Origin of the sequence: Mesorhizobium sp. M2A.F.Ca.ET.067.02.1.1 (assembly GCF_004023285.1) — a bacterium.
Lineage (GTDB): Bacteria > Pseudomonadota > Alphaproteobacteria > Rhizobiales > Rhizobiaceae > Mesorhizobium.
The window spans coordinates 1-5,656 of sequence record NZ_RZSB01000385.1 but is presented as its reverse complement, the minus strand read 5'-3'; the positions used below and the strand labels follow the sequence as shown (position 1 = coordinate 5,656).

Annotated in this window: 4 protein-coding genes and 1 pseudogene; all 5 read right to left on the bottom strand. The window is 65.6% G+C overall.

Annotated features, from left to right (window positions below; genetic code table 11):
• Nucleotides 1–71 precede the first annotated feature (71 nt).
• On the bottom strand, nt 72–1,607 hold the full coding sequence (locus tag EOA28_RS22845; protein WP_127251610.1) for a winged helix-turn-helix domain-containing protein: 1,536 nt from the start codon (nt 1,605–1,607) through the stop codon (nt 72–74).
• A gap of 267 nt (nt 1,608–1,874) precedes the next feature.
• Nucleotides 1,875–2,810, bottom strand: a complete 936-nt coding sequence (locus EOA28_RS22840; RefSeq protein WP_127251611.1) for a bifunctional helix-turn-helix transcriptional regulator/GNAT family N-acetyltransferase — start codon at nt 2,808–2,810, stop codon at nt 1,875–1,877.
• 179 nt (nt 2,811–2,989) lie between these two features.
• Nucleotides 2,990–4,126, bottom strand: a complete 1,137-nt coding sequence (locus tag EOA28_RS22835; RefSeq protein ID WP_189342143.1) for an alanine racemase — start codon at nt 4,124–4,126, stop codon at nt 2,990–2,992.
• Nucleotides 4,126–5,403, bottom strand: coding sequence for a D-arabinono-1,4-lactone oxidase (locus tag EOA28_RS22830; protein WP_127251613.1), 1,278 nt, complete (start codon nt 5,401–5,403; stop codon nt 4,126–4,128). Before EOA28_RS22830 ends, EOA28_RS22835 begins: the two co-directional genes overlap by 1 nt.
• Nucleotides 5,404–5,418: 15 nt before the next feature.
• Nucleotides 5,419–5,656, bottom strand: a pseudogene (locus tag EOA28_RS22825) (MFS transporter); the annotation flags it as partial.

Genomic DNA, 5,656 nt, shown 5'->3' with positions numbered 1-5,656 from the left:
GTGCGCACCAAGGTCAACGGCTTCGACGTCTGGCGCTGCAGCGGCACCTACTACCGGCTCTATCAGGGCCGCTATATCGTGGTGGTCGTCGATTGAGGCGGCTCGGGAATAGTCACGCCGAGGGCAAGTCTGACGCCTTCGGCGAGATGCTCGGCATCGGCGCGGCTCTCGAAGGGCACCCCTCGCAGCGCATAGTCGAGCGGCGAAAACAGAGCGCCCTCCTCGATGAGGGCGATTTGCCGCCGCGCCTTCTCCATCTCGCCCATCTGGGCATAGCAGGCGGCGAGCCGCGTGCGAATCCAGGGCGTCGGGCGCGTCGCCAGCTCCAGCGCGTCGGCCGCCTGCCGGTATTCCCCCATCATGTAGAGCGCCAAGGCGCGGTCGAACTGATACCAGTGCGGATGCAAAGGATCGATGCGAATGCCGCGTGCCAGCCAGGTCAGCGCTTCCAGTGGCCGGCCGCGCATGGTCAGCAACATGCCCATCTGCTCGATGCTGTCGGCATCGTAGGGATTGAGTTGCAGCGCGATGCGCATGTGATGCTCGGCCGCCTCGTGATCACGCATATAGAGACGGATCAGCGACTGCACGCGGTGTCCTGTCGGCTGGTCCGGCGACAGCGCCAGGCCCTTGTCGGCAAGGTCGCGCGCATTTTCCAGAACCGAGTCGCTGGCGCGACCGAACTCGCCATCCAGTGCCCGCACAAGACCAAGATACGTGTAGGCGAGGCCGTAGTTCGGGTCCTTAGCGATCGCGGCCTCAAATAGGGCTTCGGCGCTGCGCTGGTCGGTCTGGGCGGGATCGCGCAGCATCGCAAAGCCGCGCAGCAGAAGCTCATAGGCGGCTAGGCTGGTGACCGGCTTGCGCGACGCCTGCTCCAGTCCGGCATTGGCGACACGCGTGACCAGCCGGCTGACGATTTGCTCGACGATCTCGCGCTCGATTGCGAAGAGGCCGTCGCCCTGTGATTGGAAACGGTCGCCCCAGAGTTGGCTGGCGGTGGCTATGCCGACGAGGCTGACGGCAACCACGACATGCTCGCCCTGGCGGCGCAGCGACCCTTCGACCAGGTAGTCGGCGCCGATGCGGGCGCGGATCTGCGGCCACTCGGCGCGGCCGAAGGAAGCAAAGGAGAAGCTGGAGTTCCGCGCCAGCACCGTGACCGTGCCGAAGCGCGCGATGCCGTTTATCAAGTCCTCAGCGAATCCGTCGACCATCGCCTCATCGGCCGGATCGCCACTCTCGTTGCGGAAGCGCACCACGGCAACGATCGGCTGGGTGGTGATCTCGGGCGCTGCCTCAGCCTCCGCGGCCAGCATATAGCCGCGCTTAGAGACGGTGCGAACCATGTCGTCGCCCAGCACCTTGCGGATTTCGCGCACAGACTGGGTGAGCGAATCCTCGGTGACATGAACGTCGGGCCAGACGACATCCATCAATTCCGACTTCGGCACGACGCGACCCATGTTGCGGGCGAGATGCGAAAGCAGCGCATATGCTTTCGGGCGCAGGAACAGCGGCTCGTTCACGCCGCGCAGCGTGCCCATGGCGAGATCGAGCGTGAAACCGCCAAACCGGAACACCTGATCGGCCGTCGCCGTCGTCATCGGGCCACCTTCCCGCCTATCCGCATTGCCGCTTCGATCCCACCTCGCAGCGGCATGCCCGGTGCTCATTATTGCCCAGTGCGCAATTTCGATCAAACTGCCTGTCGGCGCCGCCGCTACAGTAGCGCGCCAAATGCGAGGAGCCGACGCGCCGGAATTCGAACGCTACGGCTCGAATCGATGGACATACTGGCAATGGCGGGTTGGAGATCCGGGTGCCGATCAACAATTGAGACCCTTCTCCCGATGCTGCGGGAGAAGGGAGAACTACAGCTCCAAATCCCAGGTCTGGCCGACGAGATCCTTGCCGAAGGAATGATGGCGCTCCTCGTCGACCAGCTGGAAACCCGCGGCCTGGTAGATGCGGCGAGCCGAGCCCAGTATGTCGTTGGTCCAAAGCGTCAGCGTCTTGTAGCCCTTGGCGCGGGCGAAGGCGATGCACTCGTCGACCAGGCGCCGGCCGATGCCCAGGCCGCGCGCCGACGGCTCGACATAGAGCAGCCTCAGCTTCGCCACCTCGGACGACTTGCGCACGACGAAGACCGAGCCGACCACCTCGCCTTCGCGCTCGGCGATCCAGGCGCGCTCCCACTTTGGATCGAATTTCTTGACGAACTCAGCGAGGATCTCGGCGACCAGCGCCTCATAGGTTCCGTCCCAGCCATACTCCTCGGTGTAGAGCATGCCCTGACGGCGCGTGACCCAGCCGATGTCGCCGACCTGCAGCGGCCGCAGGATGTAAGGCACCTTGGGTTCGGGCCCTTCCCCGAGCAGGTCCTGGACGGTGCGCATGGCGTTGACCAGCCGCTCCTGGTCGACCGGCGGCAAGCGGTCGAGCAGCGCGCGCACCTGGTCATGCGAATCCTGGTTGAGCGGCGCGAAGGCCTGCCTCCCCGCCGGCGTCAGCGCGATCGATGATCGGCGCGCGTCCGCCTCGCTGGCTTCGCGCTCGACCAGGCCACGCTCCTCGAATTTCTTCAAGAGGCGGCTGACATAGCCCGGGTCGAGGCCGAGGTCGCGCACCAGATCGCTGGCGACCAGCCCGTCGCGATGAGCAAGCTCATAGAGCACCCGCGCCTCGGTCAGCGAGAACGGGCTCTTCAGGAGGCCCTCGTCGAGCAGGCCGATCTGGCGGGTGTAGAAGCGATTGAAGGCGCGCACCGTATCGATGCGCTCCTTGCCGGGGTGGTCGTGGATGGTCATGGGAAGTCCTCCTGCTCTCGACAGGATCAACCATTTAGTTGACTGAGTCAATAAATTGGCTGCAGCGGGATGCCTCACAACTTTGTCATTCCACGGTGGAGCAAGGTGCGAAGCGACGCGTGCAAACCATAAATGACGAGAGCGCGGAGGGCGGCCTCGCCGCGAGGCGCTGAAACGCCTCACCCCGTCGGCAGCACCGGCCAGAACTCGCCGATCCGCCCGCCGGCAAAAACCGCGATCGCCCCGAAATGCTGCAGTACCGCCTCGCTCTGCGTCGGCCGCAGGAAGGCGTAGTCGCCGGGCTTCACATCGGCGCCTGCCGGCAGGCCCATGAACTGCTGATTGGACGATAACCCGATCAGGCCGTTCGGCTTCATGCCTTCAGGGAACACCGGTTCGGCCATCCACTTGCCGCCATAGAGATAGCAGCCCTTCTTCGGGAAGAGGCCGAGCGCCTGCAGCGCCCTGGAAACCGACGGCGGACCGGGCAGCATCGGGTCGAGGGCCTTGAGGATCGGCGTCGCGACAAAGGCCGCCGGCTGGAGGCCGTCAAGGCCAGGGGTGTCGAAGTCGCTCGGCAGCACGAAGGCCGAGCCGATCGACACTTCGTTGGCGACGCCGCCGCCATGCAGCAGCGCGGTCTTCGAGCCGCCGATATTCAGGATGCGGCGCCGGTCCGGATCGAGCGCGGCGGCGAACTCCGCCGCCCTGGCCGAAGCCTGCTTCAGCGCCCTGGCCGCACCGCCGAAGAGGCCCGGTATCTCCGGCGCATGCGCTTCATAGGCCATGATGCCTTCGCAATGCAGGCGCTCCGGCACCGTCAGCGCCTTGATCTCGGCGGGACTTGAAAAACCGCCGCGATGCAGGCCGACATCGACCTCGAAGGCGAAGCGCAGTTCGGTGTCGAGCGCGGCGGCCAAGGCGCCGTAGTCGGCCAGCCGCTCCGGTGTGTCAATCAGCCAGCAGACGCGTGACCACCAGCCGGCGCCGCCTCTTGTCAGCGCGGCCCTGGCAGCGCCGACCGGCATCGGCTTGCCGTAGAGCAGGTCGCCCTCGGGAAAGCCGTCGAGAACGGCCTGCGTCACCGGCGGATGGAAGGTCATGAAGCGATTGGTTTCGAGGGCTCGCGCGATATGCGACAGCAGCGGCATGCAAGGCAGCGACTTGTCGACCAGCCGAACGGCAAGGCCGGGCGCCAGCCGCTCCTTCATCAGCGCGATGTTGCCGTCCAGCCGGTCGCGGTCGAGCACCAGGCAGGGCCGGAAGATCTCGGCTGCCTTCAACGCCTCGGACAGGGCAGCGAAATAGGCGCTCATCATTCGATGGCGAACAGGCCGGCCATATAGGGCGACACGAAACGGTTGTCGGGATCGATGTCGCGGCGCACGGCAAGCGCGTCGTCCCAACGCGGATAAAGCTTCTTGAAATCCGCAGCCTTCAGGCTGTGCATCTTGCCCCAATGCGGCCTGCCGCCATATTTGCGGAAGATGGGCTCGGCGGCGCGCATGAAGGGCAGCGGGTCATTCGCCGCGTCATGGTGGATGGCGATCGAGCAGGTCAGTCGCTTGTGGAAGGGCGAAAGCCAGAATTCGTCCGGCGCCACCGAACGCACCTCCATCGGGAAATAGACTTCCGGAAAGTGCTTCTCCGTCAGCGCGATGATCTCGGCCAACGCCTTGGGGCCTTCCTCGAATGGCAGGTGGTATTCCATCTCGTTGAATTTGGTTCGACGGTCGCTGACATAGACGTTGAGCCAGTCTTGCACATAATCCTCGGAGGGCACCTTCTTCACCGCGCCCTTGATCAGCGCGCGGCGCAGCGATGGCAGCCGGCGCAGCACGGTGCGCAGCTTGCGCAATGTCGCCAGACCCCCCTCGTCGTCCTCGGTCGGCCGCTGCGTCGGCTCGGCATCGCTCAGGTCGCTGGCAATGAACTGCGCATAGCCGGAAAACGGGATGTAGTAGAATTCGGCCGAACGATGCGCGGCCATCATCTTTTCGAAATCGCGCAGCATGTCGCCAATCGGCAGCACCCATTTGCGGCGTCGCAGGCGGTAGGCCGCTATGTTGTTCATCGTCACTTCGGTGAGGATGCCGAAGGCGCCAAGCGCGACACCGGTGGCGTGGATCATGTCCGGGTCGTCGGCCCGGCTGTATTCGCGCAGCTTGCCCCGCCCATCGACGAGCTGCACCGCCTCGACCTGCGTGTGATAGGCGCCCAGTGTCGGGCCGGAGCCATGCGTTGCCGTGCCCAGCGCGCCGCCGATCGCCTGCTTGTCGATGTCGCCCATGTTGGGCAGGCCCTGGCCGATGCCTTGCAGGATGTGCATCAGGGCGCCGAGCCGCGTGCCCGCCCCCACCCGCGCCCTGTCGGCCGCCGGTTCGTGCGAGACCAGCCCTTCGATCTTCTCAAGCGAGACGATGGTGCCGTCGGATTGCACCAGCGGCGTGAAGGAGTGGCCGGCGCCGGCGACGCGCAGCGGACCGGGCGCCGAGCGCACCAGCTCGGCCAGCTCGCCGGCGTCGGCCGGCGTCGCGATCGATTTCGGGGAAGCCGTGACGAAACCAGACCAGTTGCTCCAGGCGTTTGCCATTTTAACTCTCCCCGCTCAGGCCCGACAGTGCCGCCGGGCGACCAGCACGAAGACGCCGAGCAGCAGCACGCTGGCCAAAGCAGTCGCCGCGGCGAATTCGGGCACCGGGCGGAAATTGCCGGCATCAATCAAAAGCGAGGCGGCGATCGGGCCGATGGCGAGACCGAAGAGCTGCGCGGCCGGAACCAGAAGCACTGCCGTTCGCGTCTCGTCGGCGGTGATTGCCCTGCGGATCTGATAGGGCACGATAAAG